Source organism: Rhodoferax sp. GT1R46 (genome assembly GCF_056521285.1).
The window spans coordinates 875,137-897,005 of sequence record NZ_JBWMBC010000001.1 but is presented as its reverse complement, the minus strand read 5'-3'; the positions used below and the strand labels follow the sequence as shown (position 1 = coordinate 897,005).

General features: G+C 55.3%; 22 protein-coding genes and 3 tRNA genes. 14 read left to right on the top strand and 11 right to left on the bottom strand.

Features of this window, described 5'->3' with window-relative positions:
* Nucleotides 1-66: 66 nt before the first annotated feature.
* Nucleotides 67-429, bottom strand: a complete 363-nt coding sequence (gene clpS / locus AC097W_RS04175) for an ATP-dependent Clp protease adapter ClpS (RefSeq protein ID WP_479601046.1) — start codon at nucleotides 427-429, stop codon at nucleotides 67-69.
* Between the two features lie 179 nt (nucleotides 430-608).
* Nucleotides 609-1,862, bottom strand: coding sequence for an NADP-dependent isocitrate dehydrogenase (gene icd / locus AC097W_RS04170; RefSeq protein ID WP_479601045.1), 1,254 nt, complete (start codon nucleotides 1,860-1,862; stop codon nucleotides 609-611).
* A gap of 133 nt (nucleotides 1,863-1,995) precedes the next feature.
* Between icd and AC097W_RS04165 the strand changes: the two genes are divergently transcribed.
* Nucleotides 1,996-2,283, top strand: a complete 288-nt coding sequence (locus tag AC097W_RS04165) for a signal peptidase (protein ID WP_479601044.1) — start codon at nucleotides 1,996-1,998, stop codon at nucleotides 2,281-2,283.
* A gap of 67 nt (nucleotides 2,284-2,350) precedes the next feature.
* Nucleotides 2,351-2,800 carry a DUF192 domain-containing protein gene (locus AC097W_RS04160; RefSeq protein ID WP_479601043.1) on the top strand — a complete coding sequence of 150 codons (450 nt, stop codon included), beginning with the start codon at nucleotides 2,351-2,353 and terminating at the stop codon, nucleotides 2,798-2,800.
* A 45-nt stretch (nucleotides 2,801-2,845) separates the two neighbouring features.
* On the opposite strand, the gene AC097W_RS04155 is transcribed toward AC097W_RS04160, so the two are convergent.
* Nucleotides 2,846-3,427, bottom strand: a complete 582-nt coding sequence (locus AC097W_RS04155; protein ID WP_479601042.1) for a superoxide dismutase — start codon at nucleotides 3,425-3,427, stop codon at nucleotides 2,846-2,848.
* Nucleotides 3,428-3,469: 42 nt separating this feature from the next.
* Nucleotides 3,470-4,780, bottom strand: a complete 1,311-nt coding sequence (gene xseA, locus AC097W_RS04150; protein ID WP_479601041.1) for an exodeoxyribonuclease VII large subunit — start codon at nucleotides 4,778-4,780, stop codon at nucleotides 3,470-3,472.
* 207 nt (nucleotides 4,781-4,987) lie between these two features.
* On the opposite strand from xseA, the gene AC097W_RS04145 reads away from it, so the two are divergent.
* From AC097W_RS04145 to adk, 6 genes are all read left to right on the top strand, one after another.
* Complete coding sequence (locus AC097W_RS04145) at nucleotides 4,988-5,614, top strand: MotA/TolQ/ExbB proton channel family protein (RefSeq protein WP_479601040.1); 627 nt, start codon at nucleotides 4,988-4,990, stop codon at nucleotides 5,612-5,614.
* Nucleotides 5,615-5,618: 4 nt separating this feature from the next.
* Nucleotides 5,619-6,047, top strand: coding sequence for an ExbD/TolR family protein (locus tag AC097W_RS04140; RefSeq protein ID WP_479601039.1), 429 nt, complete (start codon nucleotides 5,619-5,621; stop codon nucleotides 6,045-6,047).
* A gap of 4 nt (nucleotides 6,048-6,051) precedes the next feature.
* On the top strand, nucleotides 6,052-7,125 hold the full coding sequence (gene lpxK, locus AC097W_RS04135) for a tetraacyldisaccharide 4'-kinase (RefSeq protein WP_479601038.1): 1,074 nt from the start codon (nucleotides 6,052-6,054) through the stop codon (nucleotides 7,123-7,125).
* Nucleotides 7,106-7,288: a Trm112 family protein gene (locus AC097W_RS04130; RefSeq protein WP_479601037.1), complete on the top strand. Its 183-nt coding sequence runs from the start codon at nucleotides 7,106-7,108 to the stop codon at nucleotides 7,286-7,288. The genes lpxK and AC097W_RS04130 overlap by 20 nt, the downstream gene beginning before the upstream one ends.
* 8 nt (nucleotides 7,289-7,296) lie before the next feature.
* Nucleotides 7,297-8,079, top strand: a complete 783-nt coding sequence (gene kdsB / locus AC097W_RS04125) for a 3-deoxy-manno-octulosonate cytidylyltransferase (protein ID WP_479601036.1) — start codon at nucleotides 7,297-7,299, stop codon at nucleotides 8,077-8,079.
* Nucleotides 8,080-8,184: 105 nt separating this feature from the next.
* Entirely contained in the window at nucleotides 8,185-8,841 is a 657-nt protein-coding gene (adk, locus tag AC097W_RS04120; RefSeq protein WP_479601035.1) for an adenylate kinase, read from the top strand.
* 60 nt (nucleotides 8,842-8,901) lie between these two features.
* Here the strand turns inward: adk and AC097W_RS04115 are convergent, their stop codons facing one another.
* Nucleotides 8,902-9,894, bottom strand: coding sequence for an asparaginase (locus AC097W_RS04115; RefSeq protein ID WP_479601034.1), 993 nt, complete (start codon nucleotides 9,892-9,894; stop codon nucleotides 8,902-8,904).
* A 114-nt stretch (nucleotides 9,895-10,008) separates the two neighbouring features.
* Here AC097W_RS04115 and lexA point away from each other — a divergent pair, with 114 nt between their 5' ends.
* Nucleotides 10,009-10,683 carry a transcriptional repressor LexA gene (lexA, locus tag AC097W_RS04110; RefSeq protein WP_479601033.1) on the top strand — a complete coding sequence of 225 codons (675 nt, stop codon included), beginning with the start codon at nucleotides 10,009-10,011 and terminating at the stop codon, nucleotides 10,681-10,683.
* Between the two features lie 443 nt (nucleotides 10,684-11,126).
* Nucleotides 11,127-12,134 (top strand): D-2-hydroxyacid dehydrogenase family protein, encoded by a 1,008-nt coding sequence (locus AC097W_RS04105; protein WP_479601032.1) that lies wholly within the window; start codon nucleotides 11,127-11,129, stop codon nucleotides 12,132-12,134.
* Between the two features lie 7 nt (nucleotides 12,135-12,141).
* Here the strand turns inward: AC097W_RS04105 and AC097W_RS04100 are convergent, their stop codons facing one another.
* Nucleotides 12,142-13,998: a hypothetical protein gene (locus tag AC097W_RS04100; protein ID WP_479601031.1), complete on the bottom strand. Its 1,857-nt coding sequence runs from the start codon at nucleotides 13,996-13,998 to the stop codon at nucleotides 12,142-12,144.
* Between the two features lie 208 nt (nucleotides 13,999-14,206).
* Here AC097W_RS04100 and AC097W_RS04095 point away from each other — a divergent pair, with 208 nt between their 5' ends.
* The 4 genes from AC097W_RS04095 to AC097W_RS04080 all read left to right on the top strand — a co-directional run bounded on the left by AC097W_RS04095 (nucleotide 14,207) and on the right by AC097W_RS04080 (nucleotide 18,975).
* Complete coding sequence (locus AC097W_RS04095) at nucleotides 14,207-15,727, top strand: 3-hydroxyacyl-CoA dehydrogenase (protein WP_479601030.1); 1,521 nt, start codon at nucleotides 14,207-14,209, stop codon at nucleotides 15,725-15,727.
* Between the two features lie 103 nt (nucleotides 15,728-15,830).
* A complete protein-coding gene (locus tag AC097W_RS04090) occupies nucleotides 15,831-16,550 on the top strand; it encodes a Crp/Fnr family transcriptional regulator (protein WP_479601029.1) in 720 nt (239 codons plus the stop codon).
* A gap of 29 nt (nucleotides 16,551-16,579) precedes the next feature.
* A complete protein-coding gene (locus tag AC097W_RS04085) occupies nucleotides 16,580-17,683 on the top strand; it encodes a phosphotransferase family protein (protein WP_479601028.1) in 1,104 nt (367 codons plus the stop codon).
* A gap of 17 nt (nucleotides 17,684-17,700) precedes the next feature.
* Nucleotides 17,701-18,975, top strand: coding sequence for an acyl-CoA dehydrogenase family protein (locus tag AC097W_RS04080; protein WP_479601027.1), 1,275 nt, complete (start codon nucleotides 17,701-17,703; stop codon nucleotides 18,973-18,975).
* A gap of 85 nt (nucleotides 18,976-19,060) precedes the next feature.
* On the opposite strand, the gene AC097W_RS04075 is transcribed toward AC097W_RS04080, so the two are convergent.
* From AC097W_RS04075 to AC097W_RS04055, 5 genes are all read right to left on the bottom strand, one after another.
* Nucleotides 19,061-20,296 carry an HD-GYP domain-containing protein gene (locus tag AC097W_RS04075; RefSeq protein ID WP_479601026.1) on the bottom strand — a complete coding sequence of 412 codons (1,236 nt, stop codon included), beginning with the start codon at nucleotides 20,294-20,296 and terminating at the stop codon, nucleotides 19,061-19,063.
* 21 nt (nucleotides 20,297-20,317) lie between these two features.
* Nucleotides 20,318-20,944 carry a DUF6806 family protein gene (locus AC097W_RS04070; RefSeq protein ID WP_479601025.1) on the bottom strand — a complete coding sequence of 209 codons (627 nt, stop codon included), beginning with the start codon at nucleotides 20,942-20,944 and terminating at the stop codon, nucleotides 20,318-20,320.
* 514 nt (nucleotides 20,945-21,458) lie between these two features.
* Nucleotides 21,459-21,551 (bottom strand) — tRNA-Leu (locus tag AC097W_RS04065).
* Between the two features lie 70 nt (nucleotides 21,552-21,621).
* Nucleotides 21,622-21,695, bottom strand: a tRNA-Cys gene (locus AC097W_RS04060).
* Between the two features lie 86 nt (nucleotides 21,696-21,781).
* A tRNA-Gly gene (locus tag AC097W_RS04055) sits at nucleotides 21,782-21,857 on the bottom strand.
* Nucleotides 21,858-21,869: the final 12 nt, after the last annotated feature.

Here is a 21,869-nt window from a genome sequence, read left to right as displayed (position 1 = left end):
TTGCCTTGCTTTGATGAATAACTGTAAACCGTTTTCGAACCTCAGTCAGTAGCTGTGGTTAATCAGCTAAAAATCAACTGGCTCACAAATGCATTTAAGTGGGTGACCGGCCTTGTGCGCTGCTTCCAGCACCTGATCCACCTTGGTTACCGCGACATCTTTGGAATACACACCACAGACGGCTTTGCCATCCAGGTGAATTTTCAGCATGATCTGTGTTGCCGACTCCAGATCCTTGCCAAAGAACTCCTGTATCACCACCACCACAAACTCCATGGGGGTGTAATCATCGTTCAGCATGACCACCTGGTACATCTGGGGTGGCTGAACGCGCTCGGTTCGGCGCTCCAGAACCACAGAGTTGCTCTCGTCCTGGTCTGGCTGACGGACTGGTGGTACGGGGGGAGTCTTCGGAATATTTGTAGCCATGAATCAATTCTATCGGTCGACTCAAATCTGTGCGCCGACACAGTGAATTGGTGTCGCATGTCGCAGATTCAACCCAAAACCATAAATAAAAAAACCGCCAGCGGCTCGTGGAGCGTCCGGCGGTTTAAAAGCGTGACGAGCTTGGCGACCCAATGGATCACCCCACTTCATTCACAGCATTACATGTGGTCGATCATCACTTGACCGAAACCGGAACAGCTGACTTGCGTTGCACCTTCCATGAGACGTGCAAAGTCGTAAGTCACTTTCTTACTATTGATTGACTTCTTCATGGAGCTGATGATCAGGTCCGCCGCTTCGAGCCAACCCATGTGACGCAGCATCATTTCAGCAGAAAGGATCTCCGATCCTGGATTCACATAGTCCTTGCCCGCGTATTTTGGCGCGGTACCGTGTGTAGCCTCGAAACATGCCACAGAGTCAGACAGATTGGCACCCGGAGCAATACCGATGCCACCAACTTGTGCGGCCAGTGCGTCGGACACATAGTCACCATTCAAATTCAGGGTCGCAATGACGCTGTACTCTGCGGGACGCAAAAGAATCTGTTGCAGGAAGGCATCGGCAATGCTGTCCTTGACGATGATGTCCTTGCCCGTTTTGGGGTTCTTGAACTTGCACCATGGTCCGCCATCGATGAGCTCAGCGCCGAATTCCTTTTGTGCCAGTGCATATGCCCAATCACGAAAGCCACCTTCGGTGTACTTCATGATGTTGCCCTTGTGAACAATGGTCAGGCTGGGTTTGTCATTGTCAATGGTGTACTGAATGGCCTTGCGCACCAGACGCTCGGTTCCCTCACGGGAAACTGGCTTGATACCGATACCCGATGTGTTGGGGAAGCGGATCTTCGTGACGCCCATTTCCTCTTGCAAAAACTTGATGAGCTTCTTGGCTTTGTCGCTTTCGGCTTCGAACTCGATACCAGCATAGATATCTTCCGAGTTCTCGCGAAAAATCACCATATTGGTCTTCTGTGGCTCTTTCACCGGGCTGGGCACACCGTCGAAATACTGGATTGGACGCAGGCAGACGTAAAGGTCCAACTCCTGGCGCAGAGCCACATTCAAGGACCGAATTCCGCCACCAACCGGCGTTGTCAGTGGGCCCTTGATCGACACGACATAGTCACGCAGTGCGTGCAGGGTCTCTTCAGGCAACCACACGTCGGGTCCATAAACATTGGTGGACTTCTCCCCGGCATAGACTTCCATCCAGTGAATTTTCTTCTTGCCGCCGTAGGCTTTGGCTACAGCCGCGTCCACAACCTTCAACATCACAGGCGTGATATCGAGCCCGGTTCCGTCACCTTCGATAAAGGGAATGATCGGCTGATCGGGCACATTCAAGGACATATCCGCGTTGACGGTGATCTTGTGGCCTTCGGCAGGGACTTTAATGTGCTGGTACATGGGAAGAGGTCTCCGTGGATTTTAGGAATCTGAACTACCTGACAAAAGTCGTTTGCAGCGCTTCTGGAAGTATTTCAAATTTTATCCCTAAAAAATTACTCGATTCTGTCAACTCGAGCGTTTACGATAGACGTTGTGGAAACGTCTTCTGAATCTGGAAGTATTGGTATCTGCAATCTCTCATTTATTTTTAGGAATTTCGATAATGAACAAACTTCTTGCCGCTTTGGTCGCTGGTCTCTTTTCCGTTGGTGCATTTGCCCAAGCCGCAGCTCCAGCCGCACCAGTGGCGCCAGCGGTCCAGGCTGCACCAGCCGCTGCACCAGCCGCTAAAGAGATGAAAAAAGAAAAGGCCGTCGTTAAGAAAGCGAAGAAAGCCAAGAAAGCCAAGAAAGCCAAGAAAGCAGCTGTGACGAATTAATTTCGTCATTGTTGGTATGAATGCCCGCTCACGCGGGCATTTTTAATTGCTGGTCCACAATAAAGTCATGAAAATTCTGATCAATGCCTTGCTAGCTGCGCTGACACTTTCGACCCTTGGTGCGTTCGCACAAGGTGAACCTCAAACTGCTTTGCAGCGTACCACCCTGTCTGTTGGAATTCACCTGATTGACGCACAGGTCGCACTGACCCCCGAACAACACGCCATAGGACTGATGTACCGAAAGGAAATGCCACAGCACGAAGGCATGCTTTTCGCTTTTCAAAGTCCAAGTCGCCAATGCTTCTGGATGAAGAACACCCTTCTGCCCTTGACAGCAGCATTCGTCGCGGACGACGGCACCATCGTCAATCTGGAAGACATGAAGCCGCAAACCACAGAATCGCATTGCTCTGCCAAGCCTGTCCGGTACGTACTGGAAATGAACCAGGGCTGGTTTGCGAAAAAAGGGTTCAAAGCAGGAACCCGAATTTCTGGCCGACCATTCAATCCATAAAAAAAACCGGCTAAAAGCCGGTTTTTTTGTGAAGCCCAAGAGTCTTCAGGCGAAATTGGCTTCCGCAAAGCTCCAGTTCACCAGCTTCTCCAGGAATGCTTCCACAAATTTCGGACGCATGTTGCGGTAGTCAATGTAGTAGGCGTGTTCCCACACGTCCACAGTCAAAAGCGCTTTGTCAGCAGTGGTCAGCGGCGTGCCTGCGGCGCCCATATTGACAATATCCACTGACCCATCCGCCTTCTTGACCAACCAGGTCCAGCCGGAACCGAAATTGCCGACCGCTGACTTGACGAAGGCTTCCTTGAAAGCTGCATAGCTGCCCCACTTCGCATTAATGGCCGCTGCCAGCGCGCCGGTGGGCTCACCGCCGCCTGCAGGTTTCATGCAGCTCCAGAAAAAAGTGTGATTCCAGATTTGCGCTGAGTTGTTGTAAATGCCACCACTGGATTTCTTGATGATTTCTTCCAGGGGCATGCTCTCAAACTCAGTACCTTTCTGCAGGTTGTTGAGGTTAACCACGTAGGCATTGTGGTGCTTGCCATGGTGGAATTCCAAAGTCTCTTGGGAATAGGCGGGTGCCAATGCATCGATGGCATACGGCAGTGCGGGCAAAGTGTGTTCCATGAAATCCTCCAGATGGTTGCATTAAGGGGTTGATTGTAGAAACTAAATCGTGTCGGAGCTGATGACCGCCAAGTCGACCGTACCATCCGCAAGGGTAGCGCGCACCCGTTGCCCTGCTTGCGCCTGCCTCGCACTGCTCAGGCCCCCTCCATCCTCCAAAGTCAGCCAGGCGTAGCCCCGTTTGAGCACGAGTGAAGGGTCCAGCAATCCCAGACGCAGCTCCGCCCGGACGGCCCTATCGCGCTGGCGCTGCAACGCGCGGCCTGTCGAAGAGGGCCACTCCTGCTGCCATCGTGCAATTTCACTCTGCCTGAACTGAAGGGCCGTTCGCAGGGCATGGCGCATCTGCTGCTCTGCCGATGCCAGTTTCAAATGCTGCCGACCGGCCAACGACGAGGGCCGCCCCAAGCGCGTGGTGGCCATATCCAGGCGTTGTGCCTGCTGATCCAGGTATCGCACCAAGGCGTCCCGCATTCGTTGTTCGAGGTTTGCGGTTACGCCTAGCCAGGTCTGCATGGACTCCGACACCAATTCCGCTGCCGCTGTTGGTGTGGGAGCCCTCAGGTCAGCAACAAAATCAGCAATGGTGAAGTCGGTTTCATGGCCGACGCCACAAACCACTGGTACGGGACTGCGCGCAATCATGCGGGCCAAGGCCTCGTCATTAAAGGCCCACAGGTCTTCCATGGCGCCACCACCGCGCACTAGGAGAATGACGTCGACCTGAACGGGTCGCCCTTTGGCGGGCGCTTGTGTGCACTCAAAAAGGTCTGCAAGCGCCTGCATTATTTCGCGCGGTGCATTCTCACCCTGAACCGATGCAGCAGCGAGCACCACCGGAATGTGCGGTACCCGCCTTTGCAGGGCTGTCACCACGTCATGCAGAGCAGCAGCGCCCAATGACGTCACAAGGCCGATTCCCCGTGGCATGACCGGTAGCGGCCGTTTGCGGCTCGCATCAAACAAGCCTTCTTGCTCTAGTTTTGCCTTGAGCTTGAAAAACTGCTCGAACAGCGTACCCTGCCCCGCAGTGCGCATGCTCTCGACAACCAGTTGAAGTTCGCCCCTGGGCTCGTAAACGCCCAGGCGACCCCGTACTTCCACCCGATCCCCATCGCGCGGCACAAAATCCAGCAGGCCAGCGGCCCGCCTGAACATGGCACAGCGAATCTGCCCGCTCTCATCTTTGATAGAAAAATAGCAGTGCCCGCTGGCTGCACGTGAAAAACCGGTGATTTCCCCACCAACGGTAACCGGATTGAAGCGGGCATCCATCGCGTCGGCAATGGCTCGACACAGCGCGCCCACCTGCCAGATACGCGTCGGAGATGCAAACGTGCCAAGGTCAGCCATGCGCACCATTTTCGTAACAAGTTGTTGAAATCATTGGGCCTTCAAAATGCTGAATTAGTCATCAATAGGTCAAATCCGCTCTCTGGCGCGGCCTGCCGCGGGCTTTGCTTCGAGTTTTGCACAAAGTTGACCCCAACTTCTGTTGTGCCGCGAGTCTGCGAGGGTGCGCCATAATCGCGAAGCATTTCAATTGCCCGGAGTGACTATTTGTTTTCCATCATACAAGCCGCTGGCTGGCCAATCTGGCCTCTTATCGCCTGTTCCATACTGGCATTGGCCATCGTTATTGAGCGCTTCATCAGCCTCAAGACTGCCAAGATTGCCCCCCCACGACTTCTGGAGGAAGTGTTGAGTGTGACCCGGACGGGGGTTCCTGGGCCGGACGTTGTTTCTCAACTGGAAAAGAACTCTGCTCTCGGGGAAGTGCTTGCCAGTGGGTTGCGCGCCCTCAATACCGACCCCCGTTGCAGCGAAGAAGATCTGCGGGCCACCATGGAAGGGTCGGGTCGCGTTGTGGCACACCGGCTGGAGCATTACCTCAGCGCCCTGGCAACAATTGCATCGGCCGCGCCGCTCATGGGGCTTTTCGGAACCGTTGTGGGCATGATCGAGATCTTCGGCTCGCAGGCTCCCGGCGGAACCACGGGCGGCAACCCTGCCCAACTTGCACACGGCATTTCGATCGCCTTATACAACACCGCTTTTGGCCTGATTGTGGCGATTCCTTCATTGATCTTCTGGCGGTATTTCCGCGGGCAAGTGGATGCCTATTTGATGACGCTCGAATTGTCTGCCGAACGGTTGGCACGCCATCTGAAGGTATTTCGCAAATAACGCCATGAATTTTCGCCCTCGTACCCGGGACGAACCCGAGATCAACCTGATTCCGTTTATCGATGTCTTGCTGGTGGTGCTGATTTTCCTGATGCTGTCGACCACTTACAGCAAGTTCACGGAAATGCAGCTCAAGCTCCCCGTGGCCGATACCGACGCGCAGCGGGATTACCCCAAAGAACTGATCGTGACGGTCAGCGCCGATGGCGCCTACACTGTCAACCGGCTTCCTGTGCCAGGGCGCAGTCTGGAGAACCTTGCGATTGCGCTGACCGAAGGCGCCACAGCCGGCAAAGACACCGTGGTGATCATCAGCGCTGACGCCAGCGCGAAGCACCAAGCGGTCGTCACCGTCATGGAGGCGGCGCGGCGCTCGGGTCTGAGCCAGATTACCTTTGCCACCCAATCGTCTGCGCAAGCGGGTGGCAAATAGCGGCATGCCACATGCTTTGCGGCCTGCGCTGCAAAGCGCCTTGCTGCGGGCTTGGACCAGGCGAGGTTTGACGGCCTGCCTGCTATGGCCCATTTCCTTTGTTTTCAGTGCCATGATCTGGCTCCGCCGTCAGCTGTACAGCTTGGGTTGGTTCAAGATCCGGCAAGTTGACGCACTGGTTATTGTTGTCGGAAATGTGATTGCCGGTGGTGCCGGAAAAACGCCTACCGCCATCGCTCTCTTGCGCCACCTCCAGGCTCGGGGCCACCGGGTGGGACTGGTCTCCCGCGGCTATGGGCGAACCCATTCGGATTGCCGGGAAGTCAGCCCCGACTCTTTGCCACAAGACGTCGGCGATGAGCCCCTGTTGATCCAGCGCGCCACCCGGGTCCCGATATTTGTGGGTCGAACCCGCCATGAAGCCGCCACAGCGCTGCTGGCAAAGTACCCGGAAACAGAAATCATTCTGTGTGACGATGGCCTGCAGCATTACGGGCTTTTCCGCGACCTGGAGGTTTGTGTGTTTGACGATCGCGGCATCGGCAATGGATGGCTTCTTCCCGCCGGACCGCTGCGTGAAGGCTGGCCCCGACACGCGGTGGCGAAGGCAGGACAACGTGGGGATCGACTTTTCGTTCTGCACACGGGAAGCCATCCCGCATTTGCAGGCTACCTCGCGCAACGCGCGCTTGCCCCATTTGCGGTCCGCAGTGACGGCACCAGCCTCCCATTGACAACCCTGACCGGGCCAGGAGCCACGCCATGGGTGGCCGTTGCAGGCATTGCGCAACCAGAATCATTTTTTTCCATGTTGCGCGCGCTCCATCTGCCTTTGGTACAAACGGTTGGACTTACAGATCACTATGCTTTTGATAGCTTGCCACGCAGTATTGACAGGGGCTACAGCATCATTTGCACAGAAAAAGACGCAGCCAAACTGTGGCGGCTTGCGCCCGACGCGTTGGCTATTCCTCTCGTGCTGACCATTGAATCCGCCTTTTTCGAGGCGCTGGATGCATGCATCTCGGAGCAACTCGCCGCAAAGTTATCATCGGTGCATGGACACAAGACTACTTGAACTACTCGTTTGCCCGGTGACAAAGGGCTCTCTGGAATACGACCGAGAAAAGCAGGAGCTGATTTCGCGCAGTGCCCGTCTGGCCTACCCCGTGCGCGATGGCATCCCTGTGCTGCTGGAGAACGAGGCCCGCACCCTCGCAGACGACGAACTCGGCCTATAGCAAGACACATGGGCTACACCGTACTCATACCTGCTCGCCTGGCCTCCACTCGCCTGCCCAACAAGCCTCTGGCCGATCTGGCAGGCGCACCCATGGTGGTTCGCGTCGCGCAGCGGGTGCGCTCAGGCGTGGCGGCTACCACCAGGGTCGTGGTCGCGGGTGACAGCCCTGCGATTGTTAATGCATGCCTGGATCATGGTATCGAGGCTGTTCTCACGCGCAACGACCATCCCTCTGGCAGCGATCGTTTGGCGGAAGCCAGCCAGCTTCTGGGTCTGGGGGATGACGAAATCGTAGTAAACGTTCAAGGTGACGAGCCTCTGATTGATCCGGCGCTGGTTCAGGCGGTGGCAGATTTACTGCGTGCGCAACAGCAGGCCAGCATGGGTACGGCCGCCCACGCTATCGACACTATTGCGGATTTTTTCAACCCCAATGTCGTCAAGGTCGTGCTGGATGCGGCGGGCTTGGCACTGTATTTCAGCCGCGCACCCATCGCCTGGTGGCGCGATGGCTTTGCAGACGGCATTCAATCCCTGCCTAGCCCCGCGCCATTGCGCCATATTGGCATCTATTCTTATCGCGTCGGGTTTTTGCGTCTGTTTCCTCAATTGACTCAAGCGCCCATCGAGGTTACCGAGGCGCTCGAACAGTTGCGGGCACTGTGGCATGGCTACCGGATCGCGGTACATGTTTCCAGCCACGCGCCGGGACCGGGTGTTGACACGCCGCAGGACCTCGAACGCGTCAGGGCTCTCTACGTCGCAAACGGTGCATTGCCTGTAAGTTAACCGGCAGGGCTCCCATGCTATTCTTGGAGCGCAATCACACGTGGAGTCACGCCTGCTCGGCTCCTCCATCGACGTATAAGGCATTCATTCAAACTGAGGATATTCATGAGACTGATTCTGTTGGGCGCACCAGGCGCTGGTAAGGGTACCCAGGCCACATTCATTTGCCAAAAGTACGGAATTCCACAAATTTCCACGGGCGACATGCTACGTGCAGCCGTCAAGGCGGGTACTCCTTTGGGACTGGAAGCCAAAGCCGTGATGGCGTCGGGTGGACTGGTCAGCGATGACCTGATCATCAATCTGGTCAAAGAGCGTTTGACCCAGCCTGACTGCGTCAACGGTTTCCTGTTCGACGGTTTCCCGCGTACCCTGCCCCAGGCAGACGCCATGCGGGCTGCCGGTGTTGCGCTGGACTATGTTGTCGAGATCGACGTGCCTTTCGAGGCCATCATTGAGCGCATGGGTGGTCGTCGCTCGCATCCCGCGTCGGGACGCACCTACCACGTCAAATTCAACCCACCCAAAGTGCCTGGCGCGGACGACGTGACTGGAGAACCCCTGATCCAGCGGGATGACGACAAGGAAGAAACCGTCAAGAAACGCCTGGATGTGTATAGCGCTCAGACGCGACCCTTGGTTGAGTACTACTCGAATTGGGCGGCAAAAGATCCCGCTGCCGCGCCAAAATACCGCGCGATCAGCGGCATGGGCGACGTGAACGCCATTACGGCCCGGGTTTTCGAAGCATTGGCTGGGTAGCGCCAATCTGCTCCAGACCAAAGGCCGCTCCAAGCGGCCTTTTTTCATGCAAGGCAATCATCAAATTTCATCCTGCATCATCAATTCAAGCATCAGGGCAACCCGTGCTTTCAATGGCGGCAAGCCATTGGAATGCGGCAACCCGGAGGTCATCGATTCCCCCTCCACCACGCGTCCGAAGGCACAGCGGGAGGCCCGAACGACCTGAATACCCTGACTTTGCATCTCAATCAAAGCGACCTCCAGATCTTCGTGAACCGTGCCATTGCCGGTGCCCGCTACCACGATGCCGCGCACCGGCGCAGCCCCGCCCGCAGGCGCAGAGCACAGAGCCCGCACAGTGGCGCCCACAGCCCCCGCGTAGCTCATGATGATCTCGACCCGTGGCCAAACTGCATCGCGCAAGCGCTCGGTAGCAGTAAACAGGCCGGCAGGCTCATTTTCGGGGCAGCGATGCATCCAGCGCACAATACCCTCCTCCACAAACCCCAGCGGCCCGGCGTCGCCGGACCCGAAGGCATCCGGCCGGTAAGGATGAACTTTCTGCACGTCACGCGCTGAATGAATGGTCCCAGCACAAACCACGAGTACTCCCCGAGCCGCTTCTGCGCGCGTCACGACGACCGCGTCTCGCATGTTCTGGGGTCCATCGGGTGCCAACGACGTCGCGGGACGCATTGCGCAAGTCAGTACTACAGGCTTTAGAGCAAGTAAATCGGCCGGCAACACGCAGGACAAAAAATATGCCGTTTCCTCCAAGGTATCTGTCCCATGCGTGATCACCAGTCCGGCCACGCCCGGCAGGGCAAGGTAGTAACTCGCGCGAAGCGCCAGCGCGGACCAATGAGCCCAGCCCATATCCTTGCTGTTTAACTGCGCCACCTGTTCGGATACGAGCGTATGGCCGTCAAGCGCCATGTCCATGCCAGAGATATCCAACAGTAGCTGCGCCACGCTCAGTTGTGCCGCCTTGTATCCAACGTTGTCCAAAGCACTGCTCGCCGTGCCGGCAATCGTGCCCCCCATACCAAGAAAAACAATCTTTTTCGTCATATTTGGATGATCCGCTTGCAATCAAATTAAAACTGGTTAAAAATACAGCTACTGGATGCCGAAACAGTGTGTATGAACCAACAGTCCCTCTCGGCCCAGACAAAAGGAGTCAGCATGCTTGAAAGCCCCAAACTCACCGCTCGCCAACAACAGATTCTGGACCTGATTCAGACTGCAATCTCACGCACGGGTGCACCACCAACGCGTGCGGAGATTGCTTCTGAACTCGGCTTCAAATCAGCCAATGCGGCAGAAGAGCACCTGCAGGCCCTTGCACGCAAGGGCGTCATTGAACTCGTAAGCGGCACATCTCGCGGCATTCGGCTCAAAAGTGACGCACTTCGGTCCATTAATGAGTCCCGTAGCAAGCAATTTTCCCTTTCTTTGCCTGGTATGGCACAACTGGCATTGCCACTGATAGGCAGGGTAGCAGCCGGCTCGCCGATTCTTGCGCAAGAGCACGTTGACCAGACCTATTATGTGGAAAACAGTCTTTTCAAGCATCAGCCCGATTACCTGTTGAAAGTACGCGGCATGTCCATGCGCGATGCCGGCATCATGGACGGCGATCTTCTGGCGGTGCAAGCCACCAAAGATGCAAAGAATGGGCAGATCATCGTCGCCAGACTCGGGGATGAGGTCACCGTCAAGCGCTTCCGGCGCAACAAGCACCTGATCGAGCTGCACCCGGAGAATCCGGATTATCAAACCATTGTGGTGGAGCCCGGCGAGCCTTTCGAGATCGAAGGTCTCGCAGTGGGCCTCATCCGCAACACCATGCTCATGTGATTCCCCCACACAAAACAGGCACTCTATGAACATCGCTTTATTTGCCAGCCCAGGTAGTTTTGAGCCCATCCAAGGTTTGCTGCGCTGGTGGACCTCGAACAGATCTACAGCGAGGCGTCAGGCCGCCAGACCAGTTCAAGCGGAACACTCCTACGCTCCTAAATTTATAGCGCCATGCGTAACAATGACGAGGGCTAGCGGCCAAAAACTCCCTTTACTCAAACCGTTACGCGTAGTTCGCGTGGTCGAATCCGGGCAGGCGCGCTCCTGCGTGGGACGGATGGTCATATCGGGTCGCATGGCCGATGTGTGTGCAGAATTGGATCGACTCGCAGCCTGTGAATCAGCGCTGAATTAGGCGAAACAGGGGATTTTCGCTGGCAGGGAATTGCCATCGGTTTTCCCCCTGCGTCTTTGGTCGTCTGAAGAGGCACAATCAGCGCATGAATATTGTGATTCTGGATGACTACCAAGATGCCGTTCGCAAGCTGGAATGCGCATCGAAGCTGGAGAATTTCCCGGCAAAAGTTCACACCAATACGGTGAAAGGTCTGGCGCAACTATCGATTCGACTCAAGGACGCCGACATCATTGTGTTGATCCGTGAACGCACGCACATCAACCGCCAGTTAATCGAAAAACTACCCAAACTCAAGCTGATTTCTCAAACAGGACGCATTGGTAGTCACGTCGACGTGCAGGCCTGCACTGAACGTGGGATCGCAGTAGCCGAGGGAGGAGGATCTCCGGTCGCGCCTGCCGAGCTCACATGGGCATTGATCATGGCGGCCATGCGAAGGCTTCCCCAATACATCAGTAACCTGAAGCATGGCGTCTGGCAGCAATCTGGACTAAAGGCCGGGTCCATGCCAGCCAACTTTGGCCTGGGTACGGTTTTGCGCGGCAGGACGCTGGGGATATGGGGATATGGCAAAGTCGGTCAACTAGTGGCCGGATATGGAAAAGCATTCGGCATGCAAGTCATTGTCTGGGGCAGCGAGCAGTCACGGGAAAAGGCCAGTCAGGAAGGCTATGCTGCGGCGCCAAGCCGCGAGGCATTCTTTGCAGACTGTGATGTCTTGTCACTTCACCTTCGCCTTAGCGACACAACAAGGGAAATTGTTACGGCGGCGGATCTGGCGCTGATGAAGGACACTGCGCTTCTGGTGAACACTTCGCGCGCTGAGCTGATTGAAACCAACACATTGATCAGCGCACTCAATCGCGGACACCCGGGCATGGCCGCAGTAGACGTTTTCGAGACTGAACCCATATTGCAGGGGCATGCGCTTTTGAGGCTGGAGAACTGCATCTGCACCCCCCACATTGGTTATGTCGAGCAAGACAGCTACGAGATGTACTTTGGCGCAGCATTCGACAACGTTACGAACTTCATCAAGGGCACCCCGACGAACATCATCAACCCAGGCGCCCTGCAGGTACGCCGTTAGAGGGTTGTCATGGCTTGGGTGGCTGCACCCGGGGCATTGCCGGAAAGTCCGAACTGTCAAACTCAATGAGATTGCCGTCTGGTTCCGACAGATCCAAGTCTAAGTCGAGGTCTGCCGTTCTGTCTTGCTCAATTGCCATTGCTGGGGCAACCGGCACGGCGGTGGTGGGTACGGCGAAGGTTCTGGATGCGCTAAAAGGCAATAAACCCGAGTCCGAAAGAGAGTCGATTCGGCCTGCAATGCTGTGCAACAACAGCAGGTCGCGGAAGGCCTCCAAGTCAAATTCCTGTTGCGAATTTTCCAGTGTCCGCACCAGGCAATTCTCAATGAAATGCACCGATTCCTTTGATGGCCAAAGCGCTGCTATTTGGCTACAAACATCAGGGTAATCCTCCAGCGGATTTCCAGACTGATAGAAATTACTGAAAGATGGAACATGCCCGGTAAAGAGCGCATTGAAGCCATCACGATAGCGGTCATATTCAGCCTTGCGACTCAATGTGTGCAGCATCTTCAACAAATCCAGAAACACCAAGGGATTGGATTCTTCGTTATCCCGGATGCAATTCTCGAGTACGGCGATGGCATCCTCATGCTGACCCAGTGTCATGAAAAACTCGGCCTGTTGGCGTACGTCCAGCATTTCCTGGGTATTGATCGCCCGCAGGGTTGCACCGGTGCTATTCGCAAAATCACGTTCTGGAGAGCTTTTGGGCGCCGCACTCGCCAAAGAAGCCGACACAGGCTCCAGCTTCGAAAAAACGGACTCTCCCAAATGGAGGTCAATATCAACCTCACCCCCTCCGGAAATGGGCATGGGGGGGGTATGCGCAAAGGCCTCCTCAGATACGGCCGAGACCGTCTCCCGGGTCATTTCGGATATCAGGTCTGGACTCTCGCCAATCCTCCGATCAACGCCACCCAATTCAGAAAATCCATTTGCACCTGCCGGCTCCTGACCGCCCCACCAGGGCGCATCACCCCCATTTAGACGACGCCATCGAGTCCAGGCATACGCCATTCCCAAGCCGCAAGCCGCCAACAAGGTGATCAACCCATAGACCAGTGGGTTGGCATATCGCTCTGCTTCAGCGCGCTCAAGACGTCCCGCGAAATCTAAAAGGGCTTTCTGGTTCTTCACCGTCTGCTCCCTCAGACCCTTCATCTCTCCATCCATTGCCTGCAGACGGGCACCGTCACGCAGCATATCCTGCGGTGTGGCATTGAGCGACCGCCAAAGGGCCAAGGCTTCCACCCGCTTTTGAAGATCTTCCACAGGAAGAACTGTCAGTTCGTCACTGATTTTGAGTGCTGGATCGCGTTCCGGACCCAAATCCATCAGTGCCAGCTTCAAACGCGGTCGTGAACTTGCCGCAGCCTTCGTACTTTGCGGTGAATTGAACTTTGATTCAGATTTCAACTCAGGACGTTTTACGCGAGACTCAACGATGGGTCTGGAGCCATTGCTTGACATTCCTCCTGCAGACTTCTGAACTGGCATGAGCTCGCCCACGGAAACGGCTGACGCTACCGGCGTCCGAACAGAAGGTGCGGTCGCCTCCAGCAGTGGTGCCAGTTCAGTCACCATGTCTGCCAAAAGCACATAGCTGCGTGAGGACTTCTGCCCGCAGACGGCACGCAAGTACACGGTAACAACCGGCTCATTCACGCTGGCGTTAGCAGCGACTCTCACAGTAACGGATTGTGCTTGTCCACCGCCGCCAGGCATCACTGTCACTATGTTGCCACTCTGCCGAGACTCGCCATAAAAAACATCAGCCTCGAAGCACTGAGCTGCGGCATCTTCCTGGGAATCCAGCTGAACCGGCACCGACACATCGAAAGGTCGCCCCAAAATCGCCACGCCACGGGCACGGCCCATCGTCAATGCCGAACTGGCCGTAGCAAAGCAAATGAGCGCAACCCCCAAAGCCGAAAATTTTAGTTTTTTAACTGGCATCATTTATGCGGTTTATTTTCGCATACCCGGCCTACCGCATTCAGAGCCATGCTGGCAAACCCCCGATGCAGAACACAACAGCCGCCATTCGGGGTCGCGTGATAATGGCCTGATGAAACCACACTACAAAAAAATCGGAATTGTGGGCGCCGGAGCGATGGGTCGCGGCATTGCCCAAATTGCAGCCCAGGCTGGCAGTCAAGTGCTGCTTTTCGATGTGCAGACAGCTGCGGCAGATACTGCACGGGTGCACATCATTGATCAATGGAAGCGGCTGTGCGAGAAGCAGCGCATCACCGCTGATGAAGCCTTGGTAAATGCAACCCGGCTGGGCACCGCCCAGGCCCTGCCGGAACTGGCCGGCTGCGATCTGGTAATTGAAGCGGTGGTTGAGCGACTGGAAATAAAAACACGCTTACTCCAGGAATTGGAAACCTTGGTCGAACCAACTACCGTCTTGGCAACTAATACGTCCTCGTTGTCCATCACCGCCATTGCGGCAAGCCTGCTTCATCCTGAGCGGGTGGCTGGTTTTCACTTCTTCAATCCAGTTCCCCTGATGAAGGTAGTGGAGGTTATTGCAGGACTCAAAACGGACCCAGCTGTCGTCCATGGACTGACCCAATATGCCCGACAAATGGGTCATACCCCCGTAACTGCGCTTGACACTCCAGGTTTCATTGTGAACCATGCGGGGCGCGGTTACGGTACGGAGGCGCTTCGTATCGCCTCGGAAGGAGTAGCTGACTTTGCGACTATTGACCGCATTTTGCGCGACCAGGCAGGATTCAAGCTGGGCCCGTTCGAACTCATGGACCTGACTGGTCTGGATGTTTCGCACCCCGTCATGGAGTCGATTTATCACCAGTACTATGAAGAGCCGCGTTACCGGCCCAGCGTCATCACTGCACAGCGACTGGCTGGTGGTCTGACGGGGCGCAAGGTTGGCGAGGGGTTCTACAAATATACCAATAGCATTGCCCAGATCTCAGCAGAGCCTGCGGTTCCGGTCGTTGAAGAATTGCCTCCTGTGTGGCTATCCCCCAGAGCGGCGCGCCGTGCCGAGTTGCTGCAGCTCCTCAAGAATCTGGGCGCCCAAGTTGAAACCGGTCAATCCCCCTCGCCAAATGCTTTGACGCTGGTAGCCCCCCTGGGCTTTGACGTAACGACCGTTGCAGTCGTGGAACGTCTGGACCCTGCACGCACGGTCGGCATTGACATGCTGGTTGACGACGCAATCAGTCGCAGGCGGGTGATTGCAACCAATCCAGCCACACGCATTGACATGCGTGACGCAGCGCACGCCCTTTTCGCCCGGGACGGAAAAGCCGTCAGCGTCATTCGTGATAGCGGCGGATTTGTTACCCAACGGGTGGTCGCCAACATCGTCAACATTGCATCGGATATGTGTCAGCAATCCATTTGCTCGCCAAGTGACCTGGAGACGGCGGTTACATTGGGCTTGGGTTACCCGCAAGGCCCCCTGGCGATGGGCAACCTGTACGGGCCCACCAATATTCTGGAAGTTCTTTTTAATATGCAGACCGTTTATGGCGATCCGCGCTATCGTCCAAGCGCCTGGTTGCGCAGGCGAGGTGCCATCGGACTGAGCCTTTTGCACGAAGAGCCCTGACAGGTACAGACACGCAGGCGACAAATGCCTGTGCGAGAGATGGTCGCAAGGGGGACAATGGCGAGATAGAAACCGATGAACACAGTCACCCAAAAGACAGGCCATGGACGAACCCATTCTTACCATTGAGGAACGCGCAGCGATCAACTCCGGTCGCTGGTTTGCGTCGCTTTCCCCATCTCTCAAACACGATATTCTTCGATGCGCATACGTCAAACGCTACAAAGACGCGGACCTGATAACGGCCCGTGGCGAACCGCCGGAAGAGTGGATTGCCTGTGCGAAGGGAGCCGTTCGGGTGAGCTCCACATCCATCTCGGGCAAACAAGTCACACTGACCTATGTGGAGCCGGGAATCTGGTTTGGCGATGTCTCGATATTCGATGGCGACCGGCGTACCCACGATGCCTACGCACATGGCGACAGCACCATTTTGTGCGTGGCCAAGGCCGATTTCAAAAAGATACTGGCAGTGCACGCCGAGTTGTACGAAGCCCTATTGAGACTACACGCCCGTCGTATTCGCCAACTCTACGGCTTGGTAGAAGACCTCAATACCCTGCCCTTGCGCGCACGGCTGGCAAAACAACTTCTACACCTGGTTCGCAGCTATGGCGTGCCGTCCCTCAGCGACGCGAGCGAAGTACGCATTGGATTGCAGCTGGCGCAGGAAGAGTTGGCTCAGCTACTCGGAGCATCACGCCAGCGAGTCAACCAGGAGCTGAAGTCCATGGAACGTGACAACGCCATTCGCATCGAGCAAGGCGGCCTGGTCATCCGCGATCGCAATGCGTTAATGAACATCATCGAATCTGACAACTAAGCCCCCGAACTTCACCGAACGAACACTCCATGAGCGATTTTGACCATTTTGTAGGGACGCGATCTGTAACCGAACAGCATGCGTTTGATCTGAACGCGCTGACCGCATGGTTGGAAAAAAACCTGGATGGATTTTCAGGTCCGCTGACAGCTGAGATTTTCAAGGGCGGACAATCCAATCCGACATACAAACTCAATACGCCAGGCAAAAGTTACGTCATGCGTGCCAAGCCGGGACCTGTCGCCAAACTGTTGCCATCGGCCCATGCCGTCGAGCGCGAATTTGCGGTCATGGGAGGACTGCAGGGCACCGATGTACCGGTTCCACACATGTACTGTCTTTGCGAAGACGAATCAGTCATAGGGCGTGCCTTCTATGTGATGGAGTTCATGCAGGGCAGAATCTTGTGGGATCAGTCTCTTCCCGGAATGGATCGCGCCCAGCGCGGTGCCATTTACAACGAAATGAACCGCGTTATCTCGGCACTGCACAAGGTGAAATTCGCTGAACGCGGTTTAAGCGGATACGGCAAGCCAGGCAATTATTTTGAGCGGCAAATTGGCCGATGGAGCAAGCAATACACCGCATCCATTACCCAGCCTATTCCAGAGATGGATCAATTAATGGAATGGCTTCCCCGAAATATTCCGGTCATGGCGCGGGACGAGAGCATGGTCAGCATCGTCCACGGTGACTTCCGGCTGGACAACCTGATGTTCGATGCTGAAAAGCCTCACGTGATTGCAGTGCTGGACTGGGAGCTTTCTACCCTGGGCCACCCGCTGGCAGACTTCAGCTACCACTGCATGGCGTGGCACATTCCTCCCGGTGCCTTTCGTGGTATCGGTGGTCTTAATCTGACCGACCTCGGTATCCCAAGCGAAGACGAATACATTCGCCTGTACTGCGAACGCACGGGGCTTGCAACACCCGAGCAACTCAAGGCGGACTGGAACTTTTACCTCGCCTACAACCTGTTCCGCATTGCGGCCATTCTCCAAGGCATCGCAAAGCGGGTCGAGGCGGGTACTGCATCCAGCGCACAAGCGGTCAGCTCGGCAGCTGGCGCCCGCCCTTTGGCTCAAATGGCCTGGAAATTCGCCTGCAAAGCCTGCCCCCCCCTTATTACATAAACACAACCGGAGATCCCATGGATTTTGACTACTCCCCCAAGACAAAAGAACTTCAATCGCGCTTGCAGAAGTTCATGGATGAGCACATCTACCCAAATGAGGGTGCTTACCACGCTGAAATAGCGGCCAATACGGCGGCAGGCAAGCGCTGGACTCCGTTGCAAACCATCGAGAATCTCAAACCCAAGGCGCAGGCACTTGGTTTGTGGAACCTCTTCCTCCCGGAAGACAGCGCCGCAGCTTCTGGCTATGCCGGGGCCGGCCTGACTAACCAGGAATATGCTCCGCTTGCTGAAATCATGGGACGCGTCATGTGGTCCAGCGAAGTATTCAACTGCTCCGCACCGGACACTGGCAACATGGAAACCATCGCCCGCTACGGTTCAGAAGAAAACAAGGCTCGCTGGCTGAAGCCTTTGCTCGAAGGAAAGATCCGCTCGGCATTTGCAATGACCGAACCCGAAGTCGCATCCAGCGACGCAACGAATATTGCGACGCGAATTGAGCGTCAAGGTGACGACTATGTCATCAACGGCCGTAAATGGTGGACATCTGGCGCAGGCGATCCCCGCTGCGCTATCTACATCACTATGGGCAAGACAGATCCTGAAGCCGCGCGCCATTCACAGCAAAGCATGGTTCTGGTTCCAGCCAATACACCAGGCCTTAAGGTCGTGCGACCACTCAACGTCTTCGGCTACGACGACGCCCCACACGGACACATGGAGGTACTGTTCGAGAACGTACGCGTGCCCGTCAGCAATATTCTGCTAGGCGAGGGGCGCGGCTTTGAAATTGCACAAGGACGCCTTGGACCTGGACGTATCCACCATTGCATGCGCCTGATTGGACTGGCTGAACGTGCTCTGGAATTGATGTGTAAACGTGCTTCATCGCGCATTGCATTTGGCAAGCCCATTGCGGCCCAAACCGTGACACAGGAACGCATTGCTGAGGCCCGCTGCAAAATCGATATGGCCCGCCTGCTGACGCTCAAGGCAGCCTGGATGATGGACATTGGCGGTAACAAGTTTGCAAAGAATGAGATTGCCATGATCAAAGTTGTCGCTCCGACTATGGCCTGCGATGTCATTGACTGGGCCATGCAAGTCCACGGTGGCGCAGGCATGTGCGACGACTTCCCCCTGGCATACAGCTATACCAATGCCCGCACCCTGCGCTTTGCGGATGGCCCGGATGAAGTCCACCGCAACGCGATTGCCAAACTGGAGCTGGGCAAGTACGCCGTGAATCCCAAGCCGGTCGAAATGCCGATTACGCGCGGGTGTTAAAACTTCGAAGCAACTTGGTAACAACCTTGGTTGCTCCGTTTTTTGTAGCTACAGGCCCATACAAGACGTGGGCTGGCAGTGTTTTTTAATGAAACTTGGTCAATCCTGACCAGAGTTCGTTGAGATCAGAAAATCTCCATTTGGCGGGATCCTCACGGCTCACAATTTTCTCAGTGGTGCCAGCGTACGAGAGGTCCACCAACTCCGGAACAATACGCATATTCGATTTGGTTGAAAAGAACACCTTGACCATCGGCATGGTCAGGGATTTTCCAGTCTGCTCCACCACAACCCCCAAGCGCCCTGAGGTCAGTCGAACGAGCGAGCCGATGGGATATATGCCCAAGCTCTTCACAAAGGCCTGAAACACTTTTCCATCGAAGTGCCCATTGGCCCATTCGGCCATTTTGCGAAGTGACTCTGCCGGATCCCAGCCAGATTTGTAGGGTCGATTCGAAGTGATGGCGTCATACACATCACACACTGCGCCCATCTTGGCAAAAAGACTGATCTCGTCGCCCTTGAGTCCCTTGGGATAACCAGAACCATCGGTTTTTTCATGATGGTGCAGACAAACATCCAAAACCATTGGATCAAGTTCACTTCCAGTCAACAGCAGGCGATGGCCTTCTTGTGGATGCGTCTTGATGATGGAGAATTCGGCATCCGTCAATTTTCCCGGCTTATTCAGAACGTCCATCGGCATCATGGCCTTGCCAAGGTCGTGCATCAATCCAGACAGGCCCGCAGATCGGGTCTGTTCCGCGTCCAGACCCAACTGTTTGGCCAGTGCAACCATCATGGCGCACACTGCAACTGAGTGCATGTAGGTGTAATCGTCCACTGTTTTCAGTCTTGCCAAGCTGATTAACGCTCCCGGATTTCGCGCTACCGAGTCAGTTATTTCCTCCACCAAACGCTTGGCGCCGCCAGTGTCAACCGCTTTTCCCATGCGTGCCTCCTGGAACATGGAAATCACGGCCTGCTTGGATTGCAGACAAATTTTTGCTGCTCGCTCCAGCTCAACAGAAGTTGACACAGGTGCAACCTGCCGCTTTTCGCTGACAGCCAGTTGGAGTTCCGCTTCAACCTGGGCATCGGACTCTGCTTCAGACACTGCCGTCTGTCCAAGGGCAACATCCTGTCCCTTGCTGGTGTCAATCCAGACCTCTTTAATGCTGCTAGCCCAAATCGTCTGCAAATCCTTGGGGTCTTCAATAACAAAACCACTACGCCAAAACGGGTGCTCCATCCAAGAGCCACAAAACTCCTTCAGGTGCATGCCCAGTGCGAGGTGATCAACGTGAATTTTCTTCAGCATGGTGACTTACGAGTGAATGGATCAGTGCAAATGTCGCGGCTTGCGGCCTCCGCCATGTCCACCATGATTGCCACCGGATCCGCTGGGGGGTTTTCCAATAGCTAATGAACTTACCAGCAAATCAAATCGTTGCGCAAACAGCTTGTCAACTTCACCAACCACCCCGCTCAACTCGGCGCCGTCAAAGTGACGCTCCATCAGACTCACGACATCCTGTACCAGCAAGTCTCTTTGAACCTGCATGATGGCCGCTGGATCGGGCCCGACAAATAGCATCACGAAATCGTCGCGCGACTCACCGCCCGGGGGGCCATCTTCCTCATCGAAATCTGCGTCATAGAACGTCACTTCAATGGCGGCGCCAGCGTCCGCAAGTTCATTGAGATTCATGCAGACCTCATCCAGCGTTTGACGGAAGTCGAGATCGCCCGCCACGGTCCAACACATTTGAAGAATATGTTCCTGTGCGTCAAACTTGATGCCTGGCTCGTCCTCATATGAGCTTCCAGCGCCATCTGACAACGAGCGGGCACCCGCATATTTCCACATCGGTTTGAGCGCATCCTGAAGCTGTTCAAACTGGACATCTGCGCGCAATGGAACCTGTCCGTGAACGTGGATTTCAAATGGAGCGTTATAGCGTGGCATATTTTGCCGAGACCGGAACCGCAAAGGAGGCTGCAGCCCACACGAATACTCGGTTCTCTGGAGTTAATTTGAAAAAGTACCGTCAAAAGTACCGTCATTTTTCAAAGTAACCCCTTTGTTGGATCTTTGGTACCCAATAAGTTGTCAACTCATTGTAAACACGGCAGTGGCTGTCGGGTATGCGGGTAACCGCTCAAAACGCACGATTTTGATGCCCCCGTCTCGCATACGCGCGACGGGTTTCTAGCTAGTCTTGGGGTCTCACCCTTAATCGATTTCATTCAACACAAAAAAGCGCCGAGACGGATGCATTCGGCTCCAACTCATCAGCAAACCCTCCGTGTAAACACCGATCCATCCCAGTTGTTGGCATCGTGCGAGTACCAACAGAAGTACCGCCAAAGTGCTGGTATGTCATGTTGACCCGCGAGACTGCTTGAGGCAACAAAAACCCCGCTGTAGCTATGAACTACGCGGGTTTTGAGGGCTTCTGAGACCATCTAAAACTACTGATTGGTGCCCGAGACCGGAATCGAACCGGTACGCCCGTTATTCACGAAGCGGCGGATTTTAAGTCCGATGTGTCTACCTATTTCACCACTCGGGCCATTTGATCTATTGTGGAACAAAAATGCCCCGACAGCGAAAGTTGACGGGGCACTTCTAACCAAAATATCTGGAGGCGCGGCCCGGAGTCGAACCGGGCTAACCGGATTTGCAATCCGGGGCATAACCGCTTTGCTACCGCGCCACTGCTATCACAATTACATCTACAAGAAACCGATGCGTTTCACCTAATGAAAAAGGGAAGCATTTAGCTTCCCTTTTCCTGAAATATGGAGCGGGAAAAGAGTCTCGAACTCTCGACCTCAACCTTGGCAAGGTTGCGCTCTACCAACTGAGCTATTCCCGCGTTTCAAGCCTC

Bases quoted from the DNA above. Each gene is read 5' to 3' on its own strand.
- AC097W_RS04085 (WP_479601028.1), top strand. From the start codon at position 16,580: ATGAGCGATTTTGACCATTTTGTAGGGACGCGATCTGTAACCGAACAG.
- AC097W_RS04105 (WP_479601032.1), top strand. From the start codon at position 11,127: ATGAATATTGTGATTCTGGATGACTACCAAGATGCCGTTCGCAAGCTG.
- kdsB (WP_479601036.1), top strand. From the start codon at position 7,297: ATGGGCTACACCGTACTCATACCTGCTCGCCTGGCCTCCACTCGCCTG.
- lexA (WP_479601033.1), top strand. From the start codon at position 10,009: ATGCTTGAAAGCCCCAAACTCACCGCTCGCCAACAACAGATTCTGGAC.
- AC097W_RS04095 (WP_479601030.1), top strand. From the start codon at position 14,207: ATGAAACCACACTACAAAAAAATCGGAATTGTGGGCGCCGGAGCGATG.
- lpxK (WP_479601038.1), top strand. From the start codon at position 6,052: ATGCCACATGCTTTGCGGCCTGCGCTGCAAAGCGCCTTGCTGCGGGCT.
- AC097W_RS04155 (WP_479601042.1), bottom strand. From the start codon at position 3,427: ATGGAACACACTTTGCCCGCACTGCCGTATGCCATCGATGCATTGGCA.
- adk (WP_479601035.1), top strand. From the start codon at position 8,185: ATGAGACTGATTCTGTTGGGCGCACCAGGCGCTGGTAAGGGTACCCAG.
- AC097W_RS04140 (WP_479601039.1), top strand. From the start codon at position 5,619: ATGAATTTTCGCCCTCGTACCCGGGACGAACCCGAGATCAACCTGATT.
- clpS (WP_479601046.1), bottom strand. From the start codon at position 429: ATGGCTACAAATATTCCGAAGACTCCCCCCGTACCACCAGTCCGTCAG.
- AC097W_RS04090 (WP_479601029.1), top strand. From the start codon at position 15,831: ATGGACGAACCCATTCTTACCATTGAGGAACGCGCAGCGATCAACTCC.
- xseA (WP_479601041.1), bottom strand. From the start codon at position 4,780: ATGGCTGACCTTGGCACGTTTGCATCTCCGACGCGTATCTGGCAGGTG.
- AC097W_RS04080 (WP_479601027.1), top strand. From the start codon at position 17,701: ATGGATTTTGACTACTCCCCCAAGACAAAAGAACTTCAATCGCGCTTG.
- AC097W_RS04115 (WP_479601034.1), bottom strand. From the start codon at position 9,894: ATGACGAAAAAGATTGTTTTTCTTGGTATGGGGGGCACGATTGCCGGC.
- AC097W_RS04070 (WP_479601025.1), bottom strand. From the start codon at position 20,944: ATGCCACGCTATAACGCTCCATTTGAAATCCACGTTCACGGACAGGTT.
- AC097W_RS04160 (WP_479601043.1), top strand. From the start codon at position 2,351: ATGAAAATTCTGATCAATGCCTTGCTAGCTGCGCTGACACTTTCGACC.
- icd (WP_479601045.1), bottom strand. From the start codon at position 1,862: ATGTACCAGCACATTAAAGTCCCTGCCGAAGGCCACAAGATCACCGTC.
- AC097W_RS04075 (WP_479601026.1), bottom strand. From the start codon at position 20,296: ATGCTGAAGAAAATTCACGTTGATCACCTCGCACTGGGCATGCACCTG.
- AC097W_RS04130 (WP_479601037.1), top strand. From the start codon at position 7,106: ATGGACACAAGACTACTTGAACTACTCGTTTGCCCGGTGACAAAGGGC.